Consider the following 24,801-nt stretch of genomic DNA (forward strand, 5'->3'; position numbering starts at 1 on the left):
TTCCCGCAGGCGTTCATGCCGGAGGTCCCGATCGTTCATGCCGAAATCGCCGAGAGCTCCCATCGCCCATCGCCCTCCAGGCTCAGCCGGGACCGGTGATGACGATCGATCGTGGACCTGTGTCCCACACTGACGACCACACACCCGGGTAACCGCTCACGCATCAACTCATACATGGCGTCCTCAAGTCCCTCGTCCAACGCGGACGTCGACTCGTCGAGGAACACCACCCGCGGACGCACCAGCAGCACCCGCGCGATCGATACGCGCTGTTGTTCGCCCAGCGACAGCACCGATGCCCAGTCGGCCTCTTCCTCCAGCCGTTGCGTCAGATGTCCGAGGGCCACCGCGCGCAACGTTTCCCGGAGTTCGCTGTCGCTCACGTCGGCTATCGGAAGCGGGTACACCACCGCGGCGCGCAGATCGCCGAGCGGCAGGTACGGCAGCTGGGGCAGGAACAGCGTCGCCCATCCGGGTGGATACTCCACCAGTCCCGATGTTCGCGGCCACAACTCGGCAAGGCTCCGCAACAGGGTGGTCTTGCCGCACCCCGACGGACCCTTCACCACCACGCTGTCCCCCGGGTTCAGCATCATCGTGAGGTCGGTGATCAGCGGGCGACCCCGCAGGTCACCGACGTGCACATCGGTCAGCCCGAGCGAATCTCGCGTGGTGTCCACCGAGATGCGGGGCAGTTCCCTGGCCCGGTGATCGCTGTCGAGCATCTGATCGATGCGCATCAGAGCGGCCCGGTACACCGTGAACTCGTCATAGCTGTCACGGAAGAACGCCATTGCGGCACAGACATTTCCGAACGCCGCGACGGTCTGCAGCAGACCGCCGAGAGTGATCTGGCCGGTGAAGAACCTGGGGGCCTGCACGATGTAGGGGATCATTCCGGTCGTCACGTCGCCGACGCCGCGGTTCCAGCCGTTGAGCCGGAGCTGGGCGAACACGATGCGCCACATGTTGGCGATCACCTCGGCGAACCGGGAGTGCAGCAGTTGCCGTTCCCGCTCGGAGCCCCGGTAGAAGGCCACCCGTTCGGCGTTGTCCCGCAGCCGCACCAGCGCATAGCGGAAACTGGCGCTGAACCGTTCGTTGAGGAAGTTCAGCCGCACGAGCGGGCGGCCGATCCAGAAGGCGATGACGGTCACCGTGATCGAGAAGATGAACGCCACGAACACCATCGCCCGCGGGATCACCCAGCCGCCCAACTGCAATGGGCCTGAAAGTTGCCACAGCACGCCGGTGAACATCACGATCAGCAGTGACTTGCTCACTGCCCCGATGCTCAGGTCGACCGACTTGGTGGTGAAAGTCTCGACGTCGGTCTGGATGCGCTGATCGGGGTTCTCCACCGGTGGGTCGAGAAAGCGGTTGCGGTAGAACGCGTCGCCGGCCATCCAGTCGTCGACGAGTCGGGTGTTGAGCCAGACCCGCCAACGGATCGAGAAGACCCGGCGCAGGAACAGGTCGACCACCGTATAGATCACCGTGAGCGCCACCAGGATCCCGCTGATCGCGAACGACGTCATGAACGCGCTTCGCGCGGCATCCAGTTTGGCCGGGTCGTGGGTCGCCAGCGCCTCCGAACCGGCCTGCACCGCGTTCATCAGATCCGCGTATTGGTAGGTGAAGATCACCACCACCCGTGCCGCATACACGGTGTGCCACAGCATGAATGCCAGCAGCACCCAGGTGCGCCAACTGCCCCGGCCGCTGAAGAACGGTGCGTTGACCCGCCAGAACTGCCGTCCCCACCGGGTGAACCTCGCGATGAACACCGCCACGGCGAGGAACACCACGAGCGTGATCACCCAGGCCTGCAACGTCCACATCAGCGAGCGCAGCGGCTCCGTCGGCCAATCGATGCTGGGCTGAACCATCTGTCCCCCTGGTTCGACGACTCTCGCCACGCTAACCGGCGAAACTGGGTGCCCGATGATCCGTGCTTCCGGCACGCCGAACCCGTGCGATCATGAGGAGGTCTGCACCTCTCCAGCAGATGTCGTCCGCAATGCCGACCGCTGGAGGTTGCCTGTGCCCATCCCGAAACCCGCCGCGCTGACCTCCCCGGTCATCGACTGCGAGCCGCCCGCGCTGCCGCTGGGAGCACCGCCGGCCGCCTGCCAGGCACCGACCGTTCTGCACGGGCATACCCCGCGCCGGTTGCGCCTGGTCGTGCCCGACCCGGACCGGCAACTGCAGCCCGGTGCCGCGCAGTTCGCCGACATGGCACTGCGCCGGGTCCTCGAAGTCGTCGACCGGCGCAGGCCTCCGGCCCAGCTGAGGTCGTTGATGAGCCAACTGCTGGTCGATGCGGTCGTCGCCGCTGCCGGGGCACGCCACCGGACCACGGCGAGCCTGCGCCGGGTGGGGCTACGCCCGGCAGCCTCGGCCGAGGCTGCCGAGCTGTTCGCCACCTACACCCGGGGGGCGCGGGTGCGCGCCATCGCCGGGCGTATCGAATTGCGCAGTGGCCGTTGGCAACTCACTGCGCTACAGCTGGGCTAGCTCTTACGGTGCGATTTCGCCGGCCGACCGGTCTTGGCCTGCTTGCGGGCGGCTTCGCGACGCTCGCGCCGGGTGCCACCTGACGAAGCGGAATGCCGTCCACTTCCGCCCGAGCGCTGCACCTCTGCGGTGCCGTCTTCGGACGGTCCGGTGTAGGTCAGCGGGGGTGCGTCGTTCTCGATGCCCTTGGCACGCAACGCAGGCGCCGGCCGTTCCTTGGTGGCCACCGCACCCGAATCCGCATCAGCTGCCGTGGCCTCACCGGCCTTCGCCGCGGCGGCCGCGGCGAACTCGGCCAGACCACTGGGCGCGGCCACCGGTGCGACAGCAGGTGCCGGCGCGGCCTCGACCTGAACGTTGAACAGGAATCCGACCGACTCCTCCTTCAGCGCATCGAGCATGCCGACGAACATGTCGTAGCCCTCGCGCTGGTACTCGACCAGCGGATCGCGCTGCGCCATCGCCCGCAGGCCGATGCCCTCCTTGAGGTAGTCCATCTCGTAGAGGTGCTCGCGCCACTTGCGGTCGATCACGTTGAGCAGGACGTTGCGCTCCAACTGACGCATGGCGCCCTCGCCTGCCAGTTCTTCGAGCTGCTTCTCACGCTCGGCGTAGGCGCGGTCGGCATCCTTGATCAACGCGTCGAGCAGTTCCTCACGCGTCAGCTCGCCGGGCTCGCCCACCGCATCGGTGTCGACCAGGTCATGGTGATCGATACCGACCGGGTACAGCGTCTTGAGCGCCTCCCACAGCTTGGCCAGGTCCCAGTCCTCGGCGTAGCCCTCAGCGGTGGCACCGTCGACGTACGCGGTGATCACGTCGACCAGCATGTCGTGGGCCTGCTCCTGGAGGTTCTCACCCTCCAACAGCATCCGGCGCTCCTTGTAGATGACCTTGCGCTGCTGGTTCATCACCTCGTCGTACTTGAGGACGTTCTTGCGGACCTCGAAGTTCTGCTGCTCGACCTGCGTCTGGGCGCTCTTGATGGCGCGGGTGACCATCTTGGCCTCGATCGGCACATCATCGGGCAGGTTGAGCCTGGTCAGCAGCGACTCAAGCGTCGCGCCGTTGAACCGTCGCATCAACTCGTCACCCAGCGACAGGTAGAACCGGGACTCGCCCGGGTCGCCCTGGCGGCCCGAGCGGCCGCGCAGCTGGTTGTCGATACGCCGGGACTCATGGCGCTCGGTGCCCAGCACGTACAGCCCACCGGCGTCGACGACCTTCTCGGCTTCCTTCTCTGCCTCGTCCTTGATGGTCGTGAGGGTGTCGTCCCAGGCGGCCTCGTACTCCTCGGGGGTCTCCACCGGATCCAGGCCCTTTTCGCGCAGCCGCTTGTCGGCCAGGAAGTCGGCGTTGCCGCCGAGCACGATGTCCGTACCGCGACCGGCCATGTTGGTGGCGACGGTGATGGCGCCGAGCCGGCCGGCCTCGGCGATGATGTTCGCCTCTTGCTCGTGGTACTTCGCGTTGAGCACGTTGTGCGGAATCTTGCGCTTGGTGAACTGGCGCGACAGGTACTCCGAACGCTCGACGCTGGTGGTACCGATCAGGACCGGCTGCCCCTTTTCATAGCGCTCGGACACGTCGTCGACGACCGCGATGTACTTGGCTTCCTCGGTCTTGTAGATCAGGTCGGACTGATCCTGGCGGACCATCGGCCGGTTGGTCGGGATCGGCACCACACCCAGCTTGTAGATCTCGTGCAGCTCGGCGGCCTCGGTCTCGGCCGTACCGGTCATGCCCGAGAGCTTGTTGTAGAGGCGGAAGTAGTTCTGCAGCGTGATGGTGGCCAGAGTCTGGTTCTCGGCCTTGATCTCGACGTGCTCCTTGGCCTCGATGGCCTGGTGCATGCCCTCGTTGTAGCGCCGGCCCAGCAGCACGCGGCCGGTGAACTCGTCGACGATGAGCACCTCGCCGTCGCGGACGATGTAGTCCTTGTCGCGCTGGAACAGCTCCTTGGCCTTGATGGCGTTGTTGAGGTAGCTGACCAGCGGCGAGTTGGCGGCCTCGTAGAGGTTCTCGATGCCCAGCTGGTCCTCGACGAACTCCACACCCAGCTCGTGCACACCGATGGTGCGCTTGCGGATGTCGACCTCGTAGTGGGTGTCCTTCTCCATCAGCGGGGCCAGCCGGCAAACTCGCTGTACCAGTTGGACGCGCCGTCGGCGGGGCCCGAGATGATCAACGGGGTACGGGCCTCGTCGATGAGGATCGAGTCGACCTCGTCCACGATCGCGAAGTTGTGGCCGCGCTGAACCATGTCCTCGACCGAGTGCGCCATGTTGTCACGCAGATAGTCGAAGCCGAACTCGTTGTTGGTGCCGTAGGTGATGTCGGCGGCGTACGCCGTGCGGCGCTCTTCGGGGGTGAGTCCGGACAGGATGACGCCCACGTCCAAGCCCAGGAACCGGTGCACACGGCCCATCCACTCGCTGTCGCGTTTGGCCAGGTAGTCGTTGACCGTGACGACGTGCACGCCCTCGCCGCCCAGCGCGTTGAGGTAGGCGGGCAGCACCGCGGTCAGGGTCTTGCCCTCACCGGTCTTCATCTCGGCGACGTTGCCGAAGTGCAGGGCCGCGCCACCCATGATCTGGACCTCGAAGTGCTTCTGGCTCAGCACCCGCCATGCGGCTTCACGAGCGACTGCGAACGCTTCGGGCAGCAGGTCATCGAGGTCTTCACCGTCGGCGATCCGCTTCTTGAACTCGTCGGTCTTGGCTCGCAGCTCGGCGTCCGAGAGCTTCTCCATGTCGTCGGACAAGGTGTCGACATAGTCGGCCACCTTCTTGAGGCGCTTGACCATGCGGCCTTCACCGAGACGGAGCAACTTCGACAGCACGCTATTTCCCCTGTGGGTTCGATGGATCCCGTGGGTGGGATCGGTCGGGCTTGTTGGCCTCCATCGTAGGTGACCGGTCGAAGTCGCTGGTTCTGCTGGCGCGAAGAAACAAAAACGCACCCCGGAATGCTCCGAGGTGCGGTTTTGTTTCTTGGTCTCTGGCCGAGAGGCGCTAAGCCAGGCGGATCAGCCCGTAGTCATAGGCGTGGCGGCGATACACCACCGACGGCCGGTCACTCTCCTTGTCCTGGAACAGGAAGAAATCGTGCCCCACCAGCTCCATCTCGTAGAGGGCGTCGTCGACGGTCATCGGCTTCGCCGTGTGTTCCTTGGTCCGCACGATCCGGCCCGGCTCATGGTCGTCCAGGCCGTCGGCCAGTCCGGCGTCGGCCGTCGCCGTCGGCTGGTTCTCGAAAAGAGTCTCGTGTGCCGTCGCTTCGGCCAGCGAGACCGGGGTTTTGTCGCCGTAGTGGATCTTGCGGCGGTCCTTGCTCTTGCGCAGCCTGCTCTCGAGTTTGCCGGCCGCTGACTCCAAAGCGGCGTAGAAGCTGTCGGCGCAGGCCTCGCCGCGCACCACCGGTCCGCGGCCGCGGGCCGTGATCTCGACGTGCTGGCAGTTCTTGCGCTGACGGCGGTTGCGTTCGTGGTCGAGCTCGACGTCGAACAGGTAGATGGTGCGGTCGAACCGCTCGAGGCGCGACAACTTCTCCGAGACGTAGATACGGAAGTGGTCCGGGACTTCGACGTTTCGACCCTTGACCACAACCTCTGCGTTCGGCTCCGGGGTGGCGTCGCCGACCTGCTCGTCGGGGTCGACCACCATGGTGGCGCTTGTTTCCGGGGAATGGGTTGACATACTCGGCAACTCGTTTCTCTCAGTTGTCACACGCGTTGCGCGTGCCCTACTTCTCAACGAATCGTGATGGTGCCGATGGGCCGAATAATTTGCTCCACCCAGCGGCGAAAGGTGTCGGGTACTCACCTCCTACCGTTTGGCGGTGAAGTGGCGCAGCGTTGCGGGAGCGCCGCCGTGAGTCATTCACGGGTGGTTGCTGCCGACGGTAGTCCGTGTTCACCCACTCGTGCCACCAATTTCAAATACGTGTTTTCAGTTCTTCATGTGGGTTTGATCCCACCGAAATGACAGACGCGTCAGGCGTGCGAAATCGCCAGCACAGCAGACACCTGCGCCCCGGCGCGGGTGAGCATCCGCACCGATTCGGCCGCCGTCGCCCCGGTGGTGACGATGTCGTCGACCAACACCACCTCGCCCGCGATCGGTCTGATCAGGCGGACCCGGCCGGAGATGTTGCGTTGGCGTGCGGCGCCCGACAGGCCCACCGAATCACGCACCCACGGCCGCAGGCGCAGGGCCGCCACGACGTGAACGCCGGGCAGCCCCGCCGCCGCCGAGGTCGCGATCCGGCCGACCGGATCACCACCGCGCCGACGTGCTGCGGCGCGCCGGGTGGGAGCCGGTACGACGGTCACCGGAGTGCCGATGATCCCCCAGGTCAGCAGGTTCCGCAGGCCCGTACTCAGCGCGCAGGCCAGCGGGGTGATGAGGTCGGTCCGACCGTGCTCCTTGACCGCCACGATGGCGCGCCTGCGGGCCCCGGCGTGGCGCCCCAGCGCGAACACCGGGACTCCCGGATCGGCTCGCGGGGTGAACAGGTGCGGCTCGTCGTCGCCGACCCGGAATTGTCCGGCGCACGACGCGCACCATCTGGTCGACGGCGCGCCACAGCCGCCGCATTCCCGCGGCAGGACGAGGTCGAACATGCCACGGCGCTCAGCGCGTCAGTGCGGTGAGCACATCGCCGAACGCCCCCTGGGCCAGTACCGAGATGGTTCGGGTCTGGGGGTCCAGCGAGGTGATCCGTTGCAGGTCACCGTTCCAGTGATAGAGGTCGCCGCTGATCGGGCCCGGGTTGCCTGCACTGAGCGTCTGGCACAGGTGCGCCATGGCGTTCACTGCCGCGAGCACCGGACCCGCGGCGTGTATCGGATGGACCATGAGCAGGTTTCGCGACGGCGCGCCGACGATCACCCCGTGCGGTGTCACCGGCAGGTAATCGGGCACCAAGGACCCGATGTCGAGGATCTTCGAGCCGACGAACACCGATTCGCCGGCCAGGATCGAGAATTCCGCATCATCGTCACTGCGGCGGATGACCTCGTCGATCGGCTCGGCGACGGTGTTGCGCCGACCCGCCTCGCGCAACCTGCCTGCGTCCCGGGCCGAGACCTGGTCGGTGTTGAGATAGGCGACGACGTCCGGGTAGTCGATGCACAGCACCTCGGTCAGGCCGTCGGCGACAGGCCACCCGTACGACAGCATGTCCCCTGGTGAGGACTCGACCTGTTCGGTCGACAGCACCCTGGCCCGCACCCGTTCGAGCAGTTCGGAGAAGTCCATGTCCTCGACCCTGGGACGGTCCCGGGCGGCGAGCATGTCCGCGAAGTGCTTGTCCACCAGTGCGGGCCAATCCTGTTGCCCGGCATTGCGACACGAGCGGACCAGGTTGTCGAGACCGTAACTCGACCCGTCCGAACACTTCACCGTGGCACCGTCCGCGTCGAACACCGCCTCGACCCGGCGCGCCGCCAGCACCTCCAGCGTGAGGCGCCGAACATGCGCCATCTCGTCGGCCGTCATCACCGGATACGCGTCGTCACGATCTTCTGCCATGCCGCCCCCCTCGGTCGACCCCCAGCCTATGTCCGACCGTGAGCGGGTAGCGACACCTCTTTTGTGCAGAGCCTCAGAGCCTCAGCCGATTTGGCCCGGCGCCTCAGCCCGGCAGCACGGGTAGCGAGCCGGGAACCATCAGCGGGCGCACCTCGACCCACCCGGGGTTGTCCTCACTGACCGACGCGGAAAGCTGCATCACACCGCGTTGGTCGGCGACGTACACCGTCGACGGATTGGCGGCCACCGTGCCCACCGGGGCCACCAGATTGCGGCTGGGCCCGTCCGAATTCACCCCGTCGAGATTGACGTAGGACACCGGGTGCGCGGGATCGGTCCGGCTGACCACGATGTCATCGCCGGTGCGCCAGGACAGCGACACCACGGTGTTGCCCAGGCCGTAGCCGAGGCGCCGCGGGTAGGTCAGCAGGAACTGTCCCTCGGGGGTCCGCTCGACCCCGGCCAGGATCACCTGTCCGCCGATCACCATCGCCGCACGGGTGCCGTCGCGGGAGAGCTGCAGTTCGGTGATCGGGCCCGGAAAGCGGGTGGCCACCGCGGCCACGTCGACCGGAATGCGGGCCGGCACACCGGATGCGTCACGGATGGCACGCACCACGTTGGCATCGTCGACCACCACCCATACCGCTTCGTCGAGCGACCAACTGGGCCGGGTCAGGGTGCGGCCCTCGATGGCCATGGCGGTGGGTCCGCCCAGCGGTCCCATCCACAGCGAGGCGGCGGTCGCCTCCGGGGCATCGGGCAGCACGACCACCGACGCCGCGTTCTGACCGTTGCGCGATACCGCGGCCGACTTCTGATTGGGCGCCGAACCGAAGGCCCCGGGCACCCGGCTGGTGCTCTGCCCGTCCAGCGCCACCAGTGAGCCGCCCACCAGCGCATGCAGGCCCGCGGCGGCACCGGGCACCGCGCCCGGATCCGTGGCCGCGACGTCGGAGGTTTCCCATCCGTCGGCGAACCGGTCGTCCAGCGGTGCGCCGTCCGCGTTGATCACGTAGGGCCCGCTGATCCCGGCCCGCGACAGGGTCCAGATGACCTGTGCGGCAAGCAGTTGACGACTGTGCGGATCGGTGGTCGAGAGGTTCTGGAGATCGATCCGGGCACCACCGTAACCGCGGCCCACCCCGGTCTTGCCACCGTCGGCCCGGGTTACCGGACCGCGTAGCTGCAGCGGCGGTTCGAGCAGGTTGCGCACCGCCCTGGACATCTCCGGACGTGGCCCGGCCACCAGTTTGGAGATCAGCTCGGTCGCCAACTGGTCGGGATCGGACACCGCGACGTAGCGCGGGTCGGGCACGACGGTGGTTCCGGTCGGGTCGACGAAGTAGAGCGTGTTGCGCTTGTAGGTCGACTGAAACTGCTGCCAGTCGAGGAAAACTCCGTTGGGCAGCTTGTCGATGCGCCAGCCGCCCGGGGTCTGGACGAGCTCGATGGGACCGGGGTCGGGCAGTGCCCCCTCCCCTGTCTCGAACACTCCCATATCGGACAGCGACCCGAGGATGTCCGCCCGCATGTTCACCGAAACCCGGTCTGAGCCACGGGTTTCGACGAACACCACCCGGTCGAGCAGCAGCGCGCTGCCGGCGTCGTCCCATGAGCTGGACGCCGACTCGGTGAGGAACTGCCGGGCCGCCAGATGGCGGTTCGCGGGATCGGCAGTGGCCTTGAGGAATTCACGCAGGAGCACGTCGGGGTCCATCCCCGGCGCCGGTTTGGGCAGATTCGGTGGTGCCGGCTTGTCGACCGTGCCGATCGCCTGCGGGGAAGACGAATTCGGAATTCCCGCACACCCGGACACCAGAACTACCAGACCGACGATCATCACCGTCAGCAGGCGCTTCACACGTTCTCCTCCGCATGCTCCCGGTCATGGTTGGGACGCTGCCGCTGCTTCTGCTGCGGTGCAACGGGTTTGAGAGGCAGCGGGCTGGTGGTCACCTTGTGGCCACGCACCAGCGGAAGCGTCAGGCGGAAGCAGGCGCCCTTGCCCGGCTCACCCCAGGCCTCCAACCGGCCCTGGTGCAGGCGCGCATCCTCGATGCTGATGGCCAGGCCCAGCCCGGTGCCACCGGAGCGCCGGACACGCGACGGATCCGACCGCCAGAAGCGGCTGAACACCAGCTTCTCCTCGCCAGGACGCAGGCCGACGCCGTAGTCGCGGACGGTGACCGCGACGGTGTCCTCGTCGGCGGCCATCCGGATTCGCACCGGTTTGCGTTCGGCGTGGTCGATGGCGTTGGCGATGAGGTTGCGCAGGATCCGTTCCACCCGGCGAGGATCCACCTCGGCGATCACCTCGCCCTCGGGCATGTTGACGTCGAGCTCGACCTCGGCGTCGGCCGCCAGGTGCCCGACGTTGTCCAGCGCGCTCTGCACCGTGGAGCGCAGATCGACCGACTCCACCGACAGCTCGGCGACACCGGCATCGTGGCGGGAGATCTCCAGCAGATCGGCCAGCAGGGTCTCGAAGCGGTCCAGTTCGTTGACCATCAGTTCGGTGGACCGGCGCAAGGCGGGGTCCAGATCCTCACTGTGGTCGTGGATCAGGTCGGCCGCCATGCGCACCGTGGTCAGCGGGGTGCGCAGTTCGTGGCTGACGTCAGAGGTGAAGCGGCGCTGCAGGTTACCGAATTCCTCGAGCTGCTGGATCTGGCGCGACAGGCTCTCGGCCATGTCGTTGAACGACACCGCCAGCCGGGCCATGTCGTCCTCACCGCGCACCGGCATCCGCTCGGTCAGGTGGCCTTCGGCGAACCGCTCGGCGATCCGCGAGGCCGAGCGCACCGGCTGCACGATCTGCCGGGCCACCACCAGGGCGATGGCGGCCAGCAGACCCAACAGCACCACGCCGCCGGTCGCCATGGTGCCGCGTACCAGCGAGATGGTGCTTTCCTCGTTGTTCAGCGGAAAGATCAGGTAGAGCTCAAGATTGGGCACCGACGAGGACGCCGGGCTGCCGACGATCAACGCCGGTCCGGAGAACGCATCGGTGTGCACCGTGGCGTACTGGTAACTGACCTGCCCCGCTTTGACGAAGTCCCGCAACGCCTTCGGCACCTGCTGCACCGGCCCGGCCGCGGCGGCTTCGCGCGGGCCGTCGCCGGGAACGATGAGCACCGCGTCGAACGCCCCCGCCACATCCGCACGGGCGTCGGCCTTGCGATCGATCAGGGTGTTGCGGGCCAACTGCAGGCTGCTGTCGAGCGAGCGGCTCTCCTCACCGCCGACGATGCCGCCGACTGTGATGCGGGCGCGTTCGACCTCCTCGGTGGCAGCCTTGACCTTCACCTCGAGAATGCGGTCGGTGATCTGGCTGGTCAGCACGAAACCGAGAACCAGGATGACGGCGAGCGACAACCCCAGTGTCAGGGTGACCACCCGCAGTTGCAGCGAACGGCGCCACACCATGCTCAGCGCTCTGCCGAGCGTCCCCAATCCGCGCAACAGTGGGCCGGATCCTCCCCAGCGACCACGGATGCGCCGTCTGGAGCTGAAGATCACGGGGGTCCGGCCTTGTATCCCACTCCTCGAACGGTCAACACCACCTGCGGGTTCTCCGGGTCTTTCTCAACCTTGGCCCGCAACCGCTGGACATGCACGTTCACCAAACGGGTGTCAGCGGGGTGGCGATATCCCCACACCTGTTCGAGCAGCACATCACGAGTAAACACCTGGCGTGGTTTGCGTGCCAGCGCCACGAGCAGGTCGAACTCCAGCGGTGTCAGCGAAATCTGCTCGCCCTGACGGGTCACCTTGTGGGCCGGCACATCGATCTCGACATCGTTGATCGACAGCAGCTCGGCAGGCTCGTCCTCGTTGCGGCGCAGCCGCGCACGCACGCGGGCGACCAGCTCCTTCGGCTTGAACGGCTTCATCACGTAGTCGTCGGCGCCGGATTCCAGGCCCAGCACCACGTCGACGGTGTCGGTCTTCGCCGTCAGCATCACGATCGGCACGCCCGAGTCGGCACGGAGCACCCGGCACACGTCGATCCCGTTCATGCCGGGCAGCATCAGGTCCAGCAGGACCAGATCGGGCCGCAGTTCGCGGACCGCGGTGAGTGCCTGGCTGCCATCTCCGATGACCGCCGTGTCGAATCCCTCACCACGCAAGACGATGGTGAGCATCTCGGCCAGCGATGGGTCGTCGTCGACGACAAGGATCCTTTGCCTCATGGTGTCCATGGTGTCACCCGATCGCGACAAAACCGGGCTACCACACGCGGGTTTCTCGGCTTTATCTGCTGCTTAGCCGACCCGCGAGGGCGTCCGGGTCCACATCCGGGCCCGCGATGGCCCATCGCCCGCACCAGTCGGCCGCGGCCAGCCCGGCGTAGACCTCACCGGTGCGCTGTTGCAGCCCGCCGTCGCGCTCGTACGCGTCTCTGGCGCGATCGGCCTCGGTGTTGGCCCGCTGCTCGGCCCGCTGCGCGGCCAGCTCGGTCGGGACGTCGAGCAGCACCTGCCAATCCGGCCTGGGGAGTTTGAGGCGGTCGAACTCGAGCTCGCGCACCCAGGCAACCACCTCACCGTCGGCACCCTGGTGCGACCGGGCCGCGCTGTAGGCGGCATTCGAGGCGACGTAGCGGTCCAGGATGACGACGTCGTAGGCGCCCTGCAGGTGTTCGATCTCCTCACGCGCGCCGGCCCGGTCGAGCGCGAACAGGGTGGCCATCGCGTAGATCGAATCGGCCAGGTCCCCGTGCGACCCGTGCAGCGCCTCGGCGGCCAGATCGGCGGGCACCGAGTGGTGATAGCGCGGGAACGCCAGGCTGCCGACGGACTTGTGGTCGGCCTCGAACGCCGCCCGGAGTCCGTTGGTCAACGTACGTTTGCCTGCGCCGTCGACACCCTCAATCGCTATGAGCACGCGGGCAGCCTAACGCCGGCGTACGTTCCCGCAAAGATAGCCATGCTTAGCATTTTCTTCCGGTACCGTCGCCCGGTGCCCGAGATCGCCGACGGACGAGGTAGTGGGATGTACACCTTGATGGACCTGCTGCGGCAGCGAGCCGAGACCTACGGGGACAAGGTCGCGTTCAGCTTCTCCTACAACGGCGACGGCGAGAACCTCACGCAACTGACCTACCGGGAGCTGGACGCCCGGGCCCGGGCGATCGCGTCGGACCTGTACCAACAGGGCGCCGCCGGTGAACGCGTCCTGGTGCTGTGCCGGCCGGGCCTTGACTCCATCGCCGGTTTCTTCGGCTGCATCTACGCGGGCGCTGTCGCCATACCGGTACACGAGCGACTGGCTCCGCGCCTGTCCTCGGTCGTGCCCGACGCGCACGCCCGCTTCGCCCTGGCCACCGCCGAGACACAGTCGAAGATCAAGGCCGCGATCGACGAGCTTGCCGAAGGTCGCGACCTGCGATGGATCCGCACCGACCGAGAAGAAGATGAAGGCGCCGGACGGGCGGAGAGCTGGGCGGCACCCGATCTGTCCGCCGACGCGATCGCCATGGTGCAGTACACGTCCGGGTCCACCACCACGCCGAAGGGCGTCGCACTGACGCACCGGAACCTGCTCCACAACATGGAGTCGATCCGTCAGGTGTGGCACGGCGACGACACCGCGACCAGCGTGTTCTGGCTGCCGTCCCATCACGACATGGGTCTGATCGGTGCGATCCTCTCGATGCTCCACGTCGGGTGCACCACCCATCTCATGTCGCCGTCGTCCTTCGTCAAACGCCCGATGGGATGGCTGGAGGCGATATCCCGGCATCGCGCGACCTTCACCGCCGCACCGAACTTCGCCTACGACCGTTGCGTGGAAGACAGCACCGCGCAGGAGCGTGCGGCACTCGATCTGTCGAGCCTGGCCACCGCCATGAACGGTGCCGAGCCGGTACAGGCCGCCACGCTGGAACGCTTCGCCGACGCGTTCGCCCCGGCCGGGTTCCGGCCGGAGGCGTTCTGTCCGGTGTACGGGCTCGCGGAAGCAACCCTGCTGGTCTCCGGCGGCTCGGACTCGGCGCTGCCGGTGGTCGAGCGCATCGATCGCGCCGGGCTGCAAGCAGACCGCGTCGTCGACGCCGAACCCGGAGATCCCTCCGCCGTGGCGCTGGTGGGGTGCGGCCGGCCCAGGGGCGGTCAACAGATCGTGATCGTCGATCCGGTCACCCACCGGCCATGCGGGACCGACGAGGTGGGAGAAATCTGGATCGCGGGCCCCAGCGTGGGCTGGGGATATTGGGCCAGGCCGGAGGAGACCGAAGAGACGTTCGCGGCGGCGCTGCCGGACACCCCGGCCGGTCCGTTCCTGCGTACCGGCGATCTGGGTTTCCTGCGCTCGGGCGAGCTGTTCATCACCGGACGCTGTAAGGACCTCGTCGTCATCCGCGGCGGCAACTACTACCCCAACGACATCGAGCGAACAGCACAGGACTGCCATCCGGTGCTGGTCTCCGGGCGTGGCGCCGTCTTCGCGTTCACCCCCGGCCTCGGGGCGGTCGAACAGCTGGTCGTCGTACAGGAGGTGCATCGCGATCGAGACCCCGCCGTCGACCTCTCCGATGTCGCCGCGACGATCCGCACGGCGGTGACCGACCGCTACGGGCTCGAGCCGAACTCGGTCCTGTTGGTGCAACACCTGTCGATCCCCACCACATCGAGCGGCAAGATCCAGCGAGGGCAGTGCCGACGACAGTTCCTCGACGGCGAGATCGCGGCCGTGGCGTCATCGCGCACCGCCTCGGCGCTCGACGATCTCGCAAAGGCCAGAGAACTCGAAGCGGCGGTCCAGATCGCCGAGCTCATCAAGGCCGAGGCAGCCCGTCAGCAGGCCGCCAGCCACGCCTGAAGCCGGGCGAGCCCGCGTTGAATTGTTTGCTGAATCCGTAGCCGCAGCGGAGCCTGTGGCCGCATTGCCTGCAGATGCAGCAGTAAAGAGCCAGCACATCGCCCGTCCATCCAGCGCGCCCGATTTCGTCGCGATGAATCGATAAGAGTGCGCTGACCCGGCACGTCCACACGGGAGGAGTTCGCGCCACCCGCGGCCTTTCGTGCGCCGCACCGCCCCGCGTCCCGGGCCCGCCACGCTTGCGCCGCCCGATGCATGGGCCATGCGAATTCCGTTCCAGGACAGGCAATTTGTCCGTCCCTGCCACAATCGGCCCGCCGATCAGCTCCACCCCAGAAGCATCGGCGGAACCCGCCGGGGCCGCGCTCCGCGGCGAGTGCACCCGCCCGCTCCCAGGCCCGAACCCAGCCGCATCCGAAACATTAGAAAAACTATAAATATTTGCCATCGCAAGCATCGGCAGCCGTGATCAGCGGGGACGCCGACGGCCGGACATTGCTCGGCGGGCCGGACGCTTAACGCAGCTAGGAAGATTGCCACGTTCTTGCATTCTCAAACATTTCTCAGGCTATGGTCTGTCCCTGTTATTTACAGATGCGAAAGGAGATGCCGTGCATCTCGTTGCTCAGCCCCACACCGCTGTGGGTGCAAAGCAAGAAGTCAACCGTCATTGGCTCACTGCCGGTGCCGTCTTGGCCAGTGCCGCCGTGATCGCTGCCGCCCCGGGGATCGCCCCTGTCCCGGCCGGCGTTCAACACGACATCCAGGCCGGCGCGGTCCGGCTCACCGCAGGTTGGGACCCCTTTGCCCCGTTGCAGACGGCGTTCGACACCGCGAAGGCCAGCGGCACGATTCTGGCCGACAACTTCTTGTTGGCTCCGGGCGTCGGGTTGCAGCAGGCCATCGCCAACCAGCTGGGCTACGCCAAGCAGCTGTTCGACGACCCGTCGAGCTTCGAGGCGGTGTCACAGCAGTTCGCCGCGAACGTGATGAAGGTGGCGGCCGGGCTGACGCTGATCGGCGCGGATGACGCCACCAAGGACGCGGTGCTCAAGCACACCCTTGGCGGTCTGCACGGCATGGCACTCGACATGTTCCCGTCGTTCCTGGCCGAGGGCGTCGATGTCGACACCTTCTCGGCGGTCATGGGCATCTTGGCCTCGCCGCTGAGCGGCGTCCTGATCGGATCCATCGGCCCGGTGGTCAGCCCCGCCGTGGCCCTGCTCAACAGTGCCGTGGCGATTTCCAACGCGCTCCAGGCCGGCGACTCGACGACCGCGCTCTCCAGCCTGCTCGGGGTTCCGGCCGGCATGGTCGACGCCTTCCTCAACGGTGCCAACCTCAATCTCGACGCACTGGCGCCGATGATCAACAGCGCGGGCCTGATCAAGGACGGCGTCACGATCGACGGGCTCAACATCGCCTTCGGCGGTCTGCTCACCACCGGCTCCACGGACCGCAGCACCTACGAGTACACCGACGAAGACGGCAACAAGGTCACGATCCCCTCGGTCGGCGGATCGATCTTCAACAGCCTCGGTCTCGACGTCAAACTCGGCGCCATCGGCATCTCGGTCAAGGGCGAGGCGGTAGGACCGATCGGGGCCCTGCAAGGCCTGTCGCAGACGGTCGGCGTGCTGCTCGGCAGCGGATGGGACGACTGGGACGGCAAGGGCAATGCCCCCGCCCCCAAGCCCCCGCTGTTCGGGCTGAAGCCGCTCGCGACGGGTGACGTGCTGAGCGACACCGCGGAAAGCGCCGGCGTCACCAAACTTCGCGACATGCTCAAGACGGCCGCCGTCAACGACATCGTCAAGAAGCTGCAGGGGTTGACCACCGGCACCGAGGCTGCGGCTGACAGCGCCACCGCCGTCGCCGCGACAGTCGACGGCACAGACACCGCCGCCTCCACCGGCGTTGCCGCAGCCACCGAGCTGACACACGCGACCACGAACAAGACGGTCTCGGTGTCCGTGGAGAAGCCTGCTACCGCGGAGGAAACCGGTGCAACCGACGAGAAGGCCGGGGCACCAACGGAATCGGCCGACGATGCCACGACCGCCGGGAAGACGTCGCCGAAGGTCCAGACCGGTGTGAAGGCGCCGAAGACCCGGGCCGCCACCACGACGGACAAGAGCCCTCGCGGCAATCTGGTCAAGGGTGTCAAGGATGCGGTGAAGAACGTCCGCAACGGATTGGGCGCGAACAGCACTCGCAAGTCGGGCGAATCCACTTCCAGCTCAAGCGGTTCCAGCGCCGGCTCGGACAGCTCGGCCAAGAAGGACGCGGGTAGCAAGAGCAAGCACGACGACAAGAAGTAACCAAGCCAGTGACGACGGTGGGCCCCTCTCCGGAGGGGCCCACCGCGCGTTCGTACACCTCGCCCGAGACCGATCCAGGTGGTGACACCACCAGGCCGATGCGCGCGCCGGCCCTGGCGGCACTTCTACCATCGATCTATGAAGCGCGAGCAGCTCAGCGATTTCTTGCGTACCCGCCGGGCCCGGCTCAAGCCGGCCGACGTGGGGTTCGTGGTCGGCGGCACGCGACGAACCCCGGGACTGCGCCGCGAGGAGGTTGCCCTGCTGGCCGGCGTCGGAACATCCTGGTACACGTGGCTCGAACAGGGCCGCGACATCAACGTGTCGTCGAGCGTGCTGGACGCCATCAGCGCTGCCCTGCAGCTCTCGCAACCCGAACGCTCGCACCTGTATTCGCTGTCGGGGTTGAATCCCCCGCCGGCCGGTGAGCGCGAAACCGAAGTCACTCCCGAGCTTCTCCATCTGCTCGAGGCGTGGTCGCCGCGACCGGCCATGCTGCAGGACCGGTACTGGAATCTGCTCGCGGTCAACGAAGCGACCCGGCGGGTGTTCGGCTACGGGGCCACCGATCGCAACTGCCTCGTCACGTTCTTCACCAACAGCCGCTACCGCGACATGTACCTCCACTGGGCAGCGGCGGCGCCGGGGGTGGTGTCCGCGTTCCGCGCCGATGCGGCACGGTATCCCGACGATGACCGGTTCGCCGAGATCGTCGATGATCTCGGCGCGGTCAGCCCCGAGTTCGTCGGGCTCTGGGAACGGCACGACGTGGGGCACCATTCACAGGCGATCAAGGCCGTGTTGCATCCTCAGATCGGCGAGCTGGTGTTCGACAAGACAACCCTGGCCGTCACCGACCATCCGGGCTGGCATCTGGTGCTGTACAACCCGAGACCCGGGACCGGCACCGATGAACGGCTCGCGGCCCTGATGCCGGCTCAATCGCGAAACGGCCCGGTCAGCTCGGCAAGTTCGTCGAGATAGCGCAACGCCTCGGTCTCCGCGGCCGCGGCATCGCGGAAGAACACGCAATGATCGACGCCGCCGTCGGCCAACACCTCGAGCTCGCGATGGGTCAACGGTGTGATCGTGCTCTGCCGGTCGGGCCCCAGGTAGCCTCGCTGGTCGGCGCCGATCAGCGTCACCGGAATCCGTTCGCGTCCGCGGTCGTCGGCCCGGCGCCGAAGTTCCTTCACCCGGGTCACCAGTTCCTCAGGTGTGCCAACCAGATTCGGCGCCCACTGGTCACCGTATTCGAGCACCCGTTCCAATACGGTGGGGCCGTTGCCGCCGACCAGCACCGGCAGGTGGGGCCGCCGGACCGGCTTGGGCCATGAGTAGATCGGGTCGAAATCGACGAACTCGCCATGAAACTCGGCTTTCTCGGTGGTCCAGATCTCCTTCATCGCCAGCACCCGCTCGCGCATCAACGCCAGCCGGGTCCTCGGCTCGGTACCGTGATTGCGCATCTCCTCACGCAGCCAGCCGGCGCCGACGCCGAGCTGGAAGCGACCGCCGGAGAGGTGATCCACACTCGCCGCTTCCTTGGCGAGCGTGATCGGATCCCGTTGCACCACCAATGCAATCCCGGTACCGAGGATCAGTCGATCGGTGACGACGGCGGCCGCCGACAGCGCAACGAAAGGGTCCAGCGACCGGTAGTAATCGTGCGACGGCAGGTCACCTTCAGGCGGAACCGGCCCGGCCACCGGCAGATGAGTGTGCTCGGCGACGAAGAGCGAGTCGAATCCCCGCTCCTCAAGTGCTGTCGCCAGTTTCGTGGGCGCCAGGCCCCGGTCAGTGAGGAATGTGCTGACACCGAACTTCATGCCTTCACCCTGCCGCTCCGTCGCCGAGCCGGGAAGGGCGCAGTCAACCTGGGACCGGCACCACCACCAACGCAAAAGTCCCCGAAATCCTTGGATCTCGGGGACTTTCGCATCTGCTCGCGCAGAAGGGGAACTCAGTACCGGTAGTGCTCCGGCTTGTACGGGCCGTCGACGTCGACGCCGATGTACTCGGCCTGCTCCTTGGTGAGCTTGGTCAGCGAACCACCCAGCGCCTCGACGTGGATGCGCGCCACCTTCTCATCGAGGTGCTTGGCCAGGCGGTAGACCTCGTTGTCGTACTCGTCGTTCTTGGTCCACAGCTCGATCTGGGCGATCACCTGGTTCGAGAAGCTGTTGCTCATCACGAACGACGGGTGGCCCGTGGCATTTCCGAGGTTGAGCAGACGGCCCTCGCTCAGCACGATGATCGACTTGCCCGAGTCACCGAACGTCCACTGGTCGACCTGCGGCTTGATGTTCAGTCGCACCGCGCCCGACTTCTCCAGGGCCGCCATGTCGATCTCGTTGTCGAAGTGGCCGATGTTGCCCAGGATCGCGTGGTCCTTCATCGCCTTCATGTGGTCGAGCAGAATAATGTCGAAGTTGCCGGTCGCGGTCACCACGATGTCGGCGTTGCCGATCGCCTCCTCGACGGTCACCACGTCGTAGCCGTCCATCAGCGCCTGCAGGGCGTTGATCGGGTCGATCTCGGTGACCTGCACGCGCGCACCCTGACCGGCCAGCGATTCGGCACAGCCCTTGCCCACGTCGCCGTAGCCGCAGATCAGCACCTTCTTGCCGCCGATCAGCGCGTCGGTGCCGCGGTTGATGCCGTCGACCAGCGAGTGCCGGGTGCCGTACTTGTTGTCGAACTTGCTCTTGGTGACCGAGTCGTTGACGTTGATCGCCGGGAACGCCAGTTCACCCGCGGCCGCGAACTGGTACAGCCGCAGCACGCCGGTGGTGGTCTCCTCGGTGACACCCTTGACCGACGCGGCGATCTTGGTCCACTTGTCCTTCTCGGTCTCGAAGCGCTTGCGCACCAGAGACAGGAAGACCTTCCACTCGGCCGAGTCGTCTTCCTCCGACGGCGGCACCACGCCGGCCTTCTCGTACTCGGCGCCACGCAGCACGAGCATGGTGGCGTCGCCGCCGTCGTCGAGGATCATGTTCGCCGGCTCGCCCTCCCAGGTGAGCATCTGCTCGGCGGCCCACCAGTACTCCTCCAGCGTCTCGCCCTTCCAGGCGAAGACCGGGGTGCCCTTGGGCTCTTCCGGGGTGCCGTTCGGACCGACGACGATCGCCGCGGCGGCATGGTCCTGGGTGGAGAAGATGTTGCAGGAAGCCCAACGAACCTCGGCGCCAAGAGCAACCAGCGTCTCGATCAGCACCGCGGTCTGCACGGTCATGTGCAGTGAGCCGGAGATGCGAGCGCCTTTGAGCGGCTGCACTTCGTGGTACTCGCGACGCAGCGCCATCAGGCCGGGCATCTCGTGCTCGGCCAGGCGGATCTCCTTGCGGCCGAATTCGGCCAGCGAGAGATCAGCCACCTTGTAGTCGATACCGTTGAGGCTGTCGGCCTTCAACTCGGTCATATCAGAGCCCTCTTTCAGTCGTGATTGCTTGCACGCGCATAGACGCGCCCAACGGCGACGCCACACGCAGATACCTCTAGCCTGCGGGCTCGCGGGACAGGCGCTCATGCGGAGTAACGGCGGCGGCGCTCTGACAGCTACGGGGTATCTATGACACCGTAGCGCTCGGCGAAAGGCGTCATGAGTCGGGCCAGGTCACCGGCCACGTCGTGGTCCGCCTCGGGCGGCATCGACACGTAACTCATCGCCAGCCGAACGATCGCCCGGGCCAGCACCCCGGCGTCCTCGTCGCTGGCCTTCATCCAGCTGTTCTGGAAGGTTCCGGTCAGCCGTTGCGAGCAACGGGAGATGATCGGCCCGCTGCCGGTGGTGATGATCTGCAGTAGGTCGGGCTTGGAGGCACCGGTGAGCAACGAGATCACCAGCGGATCGGCGGCGGACTCGAGGAAGAAAGCACGAAAGCCCTCGAGAAACGCCGCGTGCACTTCTCCGACGTTGTTGTTGATGGCCTCGTCGACCGCATCGACGAGGCGGTCCGCCAGGCGCATGGCATATCCCTCGGCCAGGCCCTGGCGTGAACCGAACTCGTTGTAGATCGTCTGACGGCTGATACCCGCAACCTGAGCCACGTGCGAGAGCGTGATGGCCGACCAGTCGCGGGTCAGCAGCAGCTCCCGCATGCCGTCGAGAATCGAATCGCGCAACAGCACTCGCGATGCCTCCGCATACGGGATGCGCTGCTTGTCTCGCGGCCGACTCACACGGGCGACAATATCGCTTTCCGGGCCGGTTTCGAGCGCGTCGCACGAAGCCGTCAAGGCCGCACGACCTCGACCATGTCGAAATCGGCTTTCGCCGCGCCGCAGTCCGGGCAGCTCCAGTCCTCGGGAATGTCGTCCCAGCGCGTGCCCGGTTCGATGCCGTCCTCGGGCCAGCCCTTGGCCTCGTCGTACTCGAATCCGCACTGCACGCAGACGAACAGCTTGTATGGCTCGCTCATGTCACTACTCCCATTGCCTCGAAATCGAGCTTCTCCCGTACGGCGCAGTCGGGGCAGCACCAGTCGTCAGGTACGTCATCCCACGCCGTTCCGGCCGGAAACCCTTCGCGCGGAGCGCCTTTGGTCTCGTCGTAGATGTAGCCGCACCCCGGGCACTGGTAGGCGCTCATGCCGCAGCACCGTTGTCGGAAGCCCCGTACCGGGCCAAGACCTTCTCCCGCAGCCGCGGCTGGATGTTGACCTTGGTGATGTCACCGTCGTAGTGCTCAAGAACCCGGTGGTCCATCACCTTGCGCCACAACGGCGGCAGATAGGTGAGCCCGATCAGCGAGGCATACCCGCTGGGCAGGTTGGGCGCGCCGTCGATGCTGCGCAAAATCTGGTACCGGCGTGTCGGGTTCGCGTGGTGATCGCTGTGGCGCTGCAGGTGATAAAGGAACAGGTTGGTCACGATGTGGTCGGAGTTCCAGCTGTGCACCGGCGCGCAGCGTTCGTAGCGGCCGTTGGCGGTCTTCTGCCGAAGCAGCCCGTAGTGCTCGAGGTAGTTCACCGACTCCAGCAGGCTGAAGCCGTAGATCGCCTGAATCACCATGAACGGCACCACACCGACGCCGAAGATCGCGATCAGCGCACCCCAGAACACCACCGACATCGCCCATGCGTTGAGCACATCGTTGGACCAGTGCCACGGCGATTTGTCCTGCCTGCGCAACCGCGTGGCCTCCAACTCCCACGACGAGCGCAGGCTGCCGAACACGCTGCGCGGCAAGAACTCCCAGAAGGTCTCGCCGAAACGCGCCGATGCGGGATCCTCGGGGGTGGCGACCCGCACGTGGTGCCCACGGTTGTGCTCGATGTAGAAGTGGCCGTACCAGGTCTGGGCCAGCGTGATCTTGGACAGCCAGCGCTCCAGCGAGTCACGCTTGTGCCCCATCTCATGTGCGGTGTTGATGCCCACCCCTCCGAGCACACCCACCGACAGTGCGATGCCGATCTTGGCCGGCCAGCCCAGCCCACCGTCGAACCCAAGCCAGTGCAGGTCGGACGCGGTGAACAGGTAGGCACCCATCACGACGCTCGCGTACTGGAACGGGATGTAGAGGTAGGTGCAGTACCGGTAGTACTTGTCGTTCTCCAGCTGCTCCATCACCTCGTCGGGCGGATTCTGGCCGTCGGGTCCGAACCGCAGGTCGAGCAGCGGCAGCAGAACGTAGAGCAGGATCGGGCCGATCCACAGCGGCACCTGTGCCGCTGCATGCCAGCCGGCCTGATTGAGCGCCCAGACCAGCGGCAGCATCACGAAGATCGCCGTCGGGGCGATCAGACCCATGAGCCACAGACGCCGCTTCTTGTCCCGCCACTGCCCGACGTCTGCGACGTCCGGTCCGCCCGAGAGTTCCGCCACCACGATGAGCCTCCTTATGTGAGAGCTATCACTGCAATGACTTGACTATAAGCGGCAGCATGTCGCCTGTCTAGACATTTGACTATGTTTTGTAAAGAGTTATTGGTGTGCGAGGTCACAACGCAGGTAGGGCCGTGTGCGAGCTGCGAGCGAGATTCGAGGGTTGGAGGATGTCGCCGCATCGAAACTGAAGCCAGGGACAAAATCGGCGCTGGATTTGTCCCTGGCTTCAGTTTCGATGGCGTGGCTCCGCCGGGCGGCGTTGTCCTTAAACCGTGGCGACGTCCCGGTTGGCCAGGACCGAATGCCGCCGGCCGTAGGCGAGGTACACCACCACGCCGATTGCCATCCAGAGCAGAAACCGGATCCAGGTCAATCCGGTCAGGTTGAGCATCAACCACAGGCACGCCAGGATCGCCGCGATCGGCAACACCGGCACCCACGGCACGCGGAATCCGCGCGGCAGGTCGGGGCGGCTCCGCCGCAGCACGATGACGCCCGCCGAGACCAGCACGAAGGCGAACAGCGTGCCGATGTTGACCATCTCCTCGAGCCGGCCCATCGGGAACACCGAGGCCGCGATGGCCACCAGCACACCGACGATCACGGTGATGCGGACCGGTGTCCCGTGACTGCCCGTGACGGCCAGTTGGCGCGGCAGCAGACCGTCGCGCGACATGGCGAACAGCACCCGGGTCTGCCCGAGCATCAGCACGATCACCACCGTGGTGAGGCCCGCGAGCGCGCCGATCGAGATGACCTTCGCGGCCCAGTGCACACCGTTGGCCTCGAAGGCCGTGGCCAGATTGGCATGGCCGTCCGGCGCGTCACGCAGCACGGTGTAGGACACCATGCCCGACAGCACCACCGACACCGCGACATAGAGCACGGTGACGATGCCGAGCGAGGCCAGGATGCCGCGAGGTACGTCGCGCTGCGGATCGCGGGTCTCCTCGGCCGTGGTCGCGACGACGTCGAACCCGATGAACGCGAAAAACACGATCGAGGCGCCGGCCAGCACTCCGTACCAGCCGTAGTGACTGCCGGCGGCCCCGGTCAGCAACGAGAACAACGACTGGTCGGCGCCGCTGGCCCCCTCGCCGGCCTCGTTCGGCGGGATGAACGGGGTGTAGTTCGCGGCCTTGATGTAGAACGCGCCGACGATCACCACCAACAGCACGACCGACACCTTGATGATCGTGATCACCAGGCTGAAGTGCGCGGACAACTTCGTGCCGACCACCAGCAGGACCGTCACCAGCGCGATGATCACCAACGCGCCCCAGTCGACCGCCAGACCGCCGAAGTCCGCGATCCCGCCGCCGAACCCGAACACCGTTCCGAGATAGCTCGACCAGCCCTTGGCCACCACTGCGGACGCGACCGCGAACTCCAGGATCAGATCCCACCCGATGATCCACGCGGCGAATTCGCCGAACGTGGCATAGGAAAAGGTGTAGGCGCTGCCTGCCACCGGCACGGTCGAGGCGAACTCGGCGTAGCACAACGCGGCCAAACCACAGGCCACGGCGGCGATCAAGAAGGCGATCGAGATCGCCGGCCCGGTCAGATTGCCCGCCGTGGACGCGGTGATGGTGAAGATGCCCGCGCCGATCACGACCGAGACCCCGAACACCGTCAGGTCCCACCACGTGAGGTCCTTGCGCAGCCGCGTCGACGGCTCGTCGGTGTCGGCTATCGACTGCTCGACAGATTTCGTTCGCCGAAGGGCAGACATATGTGGTGTTGCCTCTCATCCTGTCCTGGGTCACGCA

Annotated in this window: 19 protein-coding genes and 1 pseudogene; 4 read left to right on the forward strand and 16 right to left on the reverse strand. The window is 66.4% G+C overall.

What is annotated here, in order from left to right; all coding sequences use genetic code 11:
- Positions 1-35 precede the first annotated feature (35 nt).
- A complete protein-coding gene (locus tag ACNQVK_RS27945) occupies positions 36-1,889 on the reverse strand; it encodes an ABC transporter ATP-binding protein/permease (protein WP_418032124.1) in 1,854 nt (617 codons plus the stop codon).
- A 154-nt stretch (positions 1,890-2,043) separates the two neighbouring features.
- Here ACNQVK_RS27945 and ACNQVK_RS27950 point away from each other — a divergent pair, with 154 nt between their 5' ends.
- A complete protein-coding gene (locus tag ACNQVK_RS27950) occupies positions 2,044-2,517 on the forward strand; it encodes an Rv3235 family protein (protein ID WP_418032125.1) in 474 nt (157 codons plus the stop codon).
- On the opposite strand, the pseudogene secA reads toward ACNQVK_RS27950, so the two are convergent.
- From secA to ACNQVK_RS27990, 8 genes and pseudogenes are all read right to left on the reverse strand, one after another.
- Positions 2,514-5,359 (reverse strand): annotated as a pseudogene (secA, locus tag ACNQVK_RS27955) (preprotein translocase subunit SecA). The gene ACNQVK_RS27950 and the pseudogene secA sit on opposite strands and share 4 nt — an antisense overlap.
- A gap of 172 nt (positions 5,360-5,531) precedes the next feature.
- A complete protein-coding gene (hpf, locus tag ACNQVK_RS27960) occupies positions 5,532-6,182 on the reverse strand; it encodes a ribosome hibernation-promoting factor, HPF/YfiA family (protein ID WP_418034382.1) in 651 nt (216 codons plus the stop codon).
- 329 nt (positions 6,183-6,511) lie between these two features.
- Positions 6,512-7,141 carry a ComF family protein gene (locus ACNQVK_RS27965; RefSeq protein WP_418032126.1) on the reverse strand — a complete coding sequence of 210 codons (630 nt, stop codon included), beginning with the start codon at positions 7,139-7,141 and terminating at the stop codon, positions 6,512-6,514.
- A 10-nt stretch (positions 7,142-7,151) separates the two neighbouring features.
- Entirely contained in the window at positions 7,152-8,051 is a 900-nt protein-coding gene (locus ACNQVK_RS27970; protein ID WP_418032127.1) for a hypothetical protein, read from the reverse strand.
- A gap of 103 nt (positions 8,052-8,154) precedes the next feature.
- Entirely contained in the window at positions 8,155-9,894 is a 1,740-nt protein-coding gene (gene lpqB, locus ACNQVK_RS27975; protein ID WP_418034384.1) for an MtrAB system accessory lipoprotein LpqB, read from the reverse strand.
- 17 nt (positions 9,895-9,911) lie between these two features.
- Complete coding sequence (mtrB, locus tag ACNQVK_RS27980; protein WP_418032128.1) at positions 9,912-11,573, reverse strand: MtrAB system histidine kinase MtrB; 1,662 nt, start codon at positions 11,571-11,573, stop codon at positions 9,912-9,914.
- Positions 11,570-12,256: a two-component system response regulator MtrA gene (mtrA, locus tag ACNQVK_RS27985; RefSeq protein ID WP_019343547.1), complete on the reverse strand. Its 687-nt coding sequence runs from the start codon at positions 12,254-12,256 to the stop codon at positions 11,570-11,572. The genes mtrB and mtrA overlap by 4 nt, the downstream gene beginning before the upstream one ends.
- Positions 12,257-12,308: 52 nt before the next feature.
- On the reverse strand, positions 12,309-12,941 hold the full coding sequence (locus ACNQVK_RS27990) for a dTMP kinase (protein WP_418032129.1): 633 nt from the start codon (positions 12,939-12,941) through the stop codon (positions 12,309-12,311).
- Positions 12,942-13,049: 108 nt separating this feature from the next.
- On the opposite strand from ACNQVK_RS27990, the gene ACNQVK_RS27995 reads away from it, so the two are divergent.
- The 3 genes from ACNQVK_RS27995 to ACNQVK_RS28005 all read left to right on the forward strand — a co-directional run bounded on the left by ACNQVK_RS27995 (position 13,050) and on the right by ACNQVK_RS28005 (position 18,181).
- Entirely contained in the window at positions 13,050-14,876 is a 1,827-nt protein-coding gene (locus ACNQVK_RS27995) for a fatty acyl-AMP ligase (RefSeq protein WP_418034386.1), read from the forward strand.
- 611 nt (positions 14,877-15,487) lie between these two features.
- Positions 15,488-17,197 (forward strand): outer membrane porin GjpA, encoded by a 1,710-nt coding sequence (gjpA, locus tag ACNQVK_RS28000; protein ID WP_418032130.1) that lies wholly within the window; start codon positions 15,488-15,490, stop codon positions 17,195-17,197.
- Between the two features lie 138 nt (positions 17,198-17,335).
- Positions 17,336-18,181, forward strand: coding sequence for a helix-turn-helix transcriptional regulator (locus tag ACNQVK_RS28005; protein ID WP_418032131.1), 846 nt, complete (start codon positions 17,336-17,338; stop codon positions 18,179-18,181).
- On the opposite strand, the gene ACNQVK_RS28010 is transcribed toward ACNQVK_RS28005, so the two are convergent.
- The 7 genes from ACNQVK_RS28010 to ACNQVK_RS28040 form a co-directional block, all read right to left on the reverse strand.
- Entirely contained in the window at positions 18,136-19,026 is an 891-nt protein-coding gene (locus tag ACNQVK_RS28010) for an LLM class F420-dependent oxidoreductase (protein ID WP_418032132.1), read from the reverse strand. The genes ACNQVK_RS28005 and ACNQVK_RS28010 overlap by 46 nt on opposite strands.
- A gap of 134 nt (positions 19,027-19,160) precedes the next feature.
- Positions 19,161-20,621: an adenosylhomocysteinase gene (gene ahcY, locus ACNQVK_RS28015; RefSeq protein ID WP_418032133.1), complete on the reverse strand. Its 1,461-nt coding sequence runs from the start codon at positions 20,619-20,621 to the stop codon at positions 19,161-19,163.
- A 137-nt stretch (positions 20,622-20,758) separates the two neighbouring features.
- Positions 20,759-21,382, reverse strand: a complete 624-nt coding sequence (locus tag ACNQVK_RS28020) for a TetR family transcriptional regulator (protein ID WP_070187227.1) — start codon at positions 21,380-21,382, stop codon at positions 20,759-20,761.
- A gap of 53 nt (positions 21,383-21,435) precedes the next feature.
- Positions 21,436-21,621, reverse strand: a complete 186-nt coding sequence (locus ACNQVK_RS28025) for a rubredoxin (protein ID WP_418032134.1) — start codon at positions 21,619-21,621, stop codon at positions 21,436-21,438.
- Positions 21,618-21,791, reverse strand: a complete 174-nt coding sequence (locus ACNQVK_RS28030; RefSeq protein ID WP_418032135.1) for a rubredoxin — start codon at positions 21,789-21,791, stop codon at positions 21,618-21,620. The genes ACNQVK_RS28025 and ACNQVK_RS28030 overlap by 4 nt, the downstream gene beginning before the upstream one ends.
- Positions 21,788-22,951 (reverse strand): alkane 1-monooxygenase, encoded by a 1,164-nt coding sequence (locus tag ACNQVK_RS28035; protein WP_418034388.1) that lies wholly within the window; start codon positions 22,949-22,951, stop codon positions 21,788-21,790. The genes ACNQVK_RS28030 and ACNQVK_RS28035 overlap by 4 nt, the downstream gene beginning before the upstream one ends.
- Positions 22,952-23,294: 343 nt before the next feature.
- On the reverse strand, positions 23,295-24,764 hold the full coding sequence (locus tag ACNQVK_RS28040; protein WP_273732679.1) for an amino acid permease: 1,470 nt from the start codon (positions 24,762-24,764) through the stop codon (positions 23,295-23,297).
- Between the last annotated feature and the right edge of the window lie 37 nt (positions 24,765-24,801).

This window comes from Mycobacterium sp. 134, from assembly GCF_048282715.1.
GTDB lineage: Bacteria > Actinomycetota > Actinomycetes > Mycobacteriales > Mycobacteriaceae > Mycobacterium > Mycobacterium septicum.